Source organism: Ferrovibrio sp., from assembly GCF_035304305.1.
Classification (GTDB): Bacteria; Pseudomonadota; Alphaproteobacteria; order Ferrovibrionales; family Ferrovibrionaceae; genus Ferrovibrio.
The window spans coordinates 1-2,404 of sequence record NZ_DATGQG010000161.1 but is presented as its reverse complement, the minus strand read 5'-3'; the positions used below and the strand labels follow the sequence as shown (position 1 = coordinate 2,404).

Annotated in this window: 1 protein-coding gene and 1 pseudogene; one reads left to right on the top strand and one right to left on the bottom strand. The window is 65.8% G+C overall.

Features of this window, described 5'->3' with window-relative positions; all coding sequences use genetic code 11:
* Window positions 1-1,774 (bottom strand): NADP-dependent malic enzyme (locus VKZ87_RS17785; RefSeq protein ID WP_324222613.1); only part of this gene is annotated, 1,774 nt, incomplete at its 3' end.
* A gap of 128 nt (window positions 1,775-1,902) precedes the next feature.
* On the opposite strand from VKZ87_RS17785, the pseudogene VKZ87_RS17780 reads away from it, so the two are divergent.
* Window positions 1,903-2,404: pseudogene (locus VKZ87_RS17780) on the top strand (DNA mismatch repair protein MutS); the annotation flags it as partial.

Sequence of the window (2,404 nt, the reverse complement as noted above, 5' to 3'; positions counted from 1 at the left end):
CCTTCGCCACGATGATCGAGATGCCCATGACGCGCTGGCCGCGTTCGGGGTCGATGACCAGCCGCACGCCGTCGAAGGAGACGGAATAGGTGCGGGTCACGCCGGTGACCATCGCATCGGCATGGCCATGCGCCACCATGCAGGCGCCGAAGACGTTGCGGTCGAGATTGACCAGGCGCTGGGCGTCGCGATGCAGCATGCCGCGGCGCTGGTGCCGCTTGTAGAGGAAGTCGGTGTAGAGCGCGTTATGCTGCGACAGCCGCGCGTTGTGGATCTCGCAGCCGTCGAGATTCTTCAGCCCGATCGCCTTCATCGTGGCCTCGATCCGCTCGCTGCGGCCGATCAGCACCGGCGTGCCGTAGCCGGCATCGCGGAATTCCAGCGCGGCGCGGATCACCGTCTCTTCCTCGCCCTCGGCGAAGACGACACGCTTCGGATTCTGCACCACCTGGTCGAAGAAGATCTGCAGCGAGCCGGCGGTCGGATCCAGCCGCGCGCGCAGCTGGGCAGCATAGGCGCCCCAGTCCTTGATCGGCTTGCGCGCTACGCCGGACTCGACGGCGGCCTTGGCGACCGCCAGCGGCACGTCGACGATCAGGCGCGGATCGAAGGGCGAGGGGATGATGTAGCCCGGGCCGTATTTGGGCCGCTCGCCTTTGTAGGCCGCCGCCACCTCGTCGGGCACGTCCTCGCGGGCCAGCATGGCGATGGCCTCGGCTGCCGCGATCTTCATCTCGTCGTTGATGGTGCGGGCGCGCACGTCCAGCGCGCCGCGGAAGATGTAGGGGAAGCCCAGCACGTTGTTGACCTGGTTCGGGTAGTCCGAACGGCCGGTCGCCATGATCACGTCGCCGCGGGTCGCCAGCGCCTCTTCCGGGGTGATCTCGGGATCCGGATTGGCCATGGCGAACACGATCGGATTGGCCGCCATGGAACGCAGCATTTCCGGCGTCACCGCGCCCTTCACCGACAGGCCGAAGAAGACATCGGCGCCCTTCAGCGCATCGGCCAGGGTGCGCGCGTCGGTCTTCACGGCATGGGCCGATTTCCACTGGTTCATGCCGTCGGTGCGGCCCTGGTAGACCACGCCCTTGGTGTCGCAGAGAATCACGTTCTCATGCTTCATGCCCATGGCCTTGACCAGCTCGGTGCAGGCGATGCCCGCCGCGCCGGCGCCGTTTACCACCATTTTGGTGTCCCTGATGTCGCGGCCGGTAAGATGCAGGGCGTTGATCAGGCCGGCGGCGGAGATGATCGCGGTGCCGTGCTGGTCGTCGTGGAAAATCGGGATGTCCATCAGCTCGCGCAGGCGCTGCTCGATCACGAAGCATTCCGGCGCCTTGATGTCTTCCAGGTTGATGCCGCCGAAGGAGGGGCCGAGGAAGCGCACGCAGTTGACGAACTCGTCGACGTCTTCGGTCGAGACTTCGAGATCGATGGAATCGACATCGGCAAAGCGTTTGAACAGCACCGCCTTGCCTTCCATCACCGGCTTGCCCGCCAGCGCGCCGAGATTGCCCAGACCCAGCACGGCGGTGCCGTTGGAGATCACCGCCACCAGGTTGCCGCGCGAGGTGTAGTCGTAGGCGGTGTCGGGATTCTTCTGGATTTCCAGGCAGGGATAGGCGACGCCGGGGCTGTAGGCGAGGCTCAGGTCCCGCGTGGTGGCCATAGGCTTGGTCGGCACGACCTCGAGCTTGCCCGGCTGGCCCAGCTTGTGGAATTCGAGCGCGTCGTCCTGGAGGATCTGGTTCGGGGTCTTCGTTTCGCTCATTTTTCTCTTGGCGCTCTGTGGTTTCTGCCGCGGGCATTCCGCTCCCGCTTTCATCATAGGGCCAAGTCCTGAGGGGTTAAAAGCCCCGTCCGCTGTGGTATGTCTGCGGCCCTGCACATTTATTCGCCATGAACCGACCCGAGCCCCTGAACCTCCCCGCCGGCACCTCGCCCCTGATGGCGCAGTACCTGACCATCAAGGCTGCCCATCCCGGCTGCCTGCTGTTCTACCGGATGGGCGACTTCTACGAGCTGTTCTTCGAGGATGCCGCAACGGCAGCCGCGGCGCTGGATATCGCGCTGACCAAACGGGGCGAGCATGACGGCCAGCCGATCCCGATGTGCGGCGTGCCGGTCCATGCCGCCGACGCCTATCTCTCCCGTCTCATACGCCAGGGCTTCAAGGTCGCCGTCTGCGAGCAGATGGAAGACCCGGCGGAGGCGAAGAAGCGCGGCAGCAAATCGGTCGTGAAGCGCGACGTGGTGCGGGTCGTCACCCCCGGCACCGTCACCGAGGACAGCCTGCTCGATTCCCGGCGCAACAACTATCTGGCTGCGCTCGGCCAGGCCGGCAGCGGCGAGTCGGCCAGCCTGGCGCTGGCCTGGCTCGACATCTCCACCGGCGAATTCG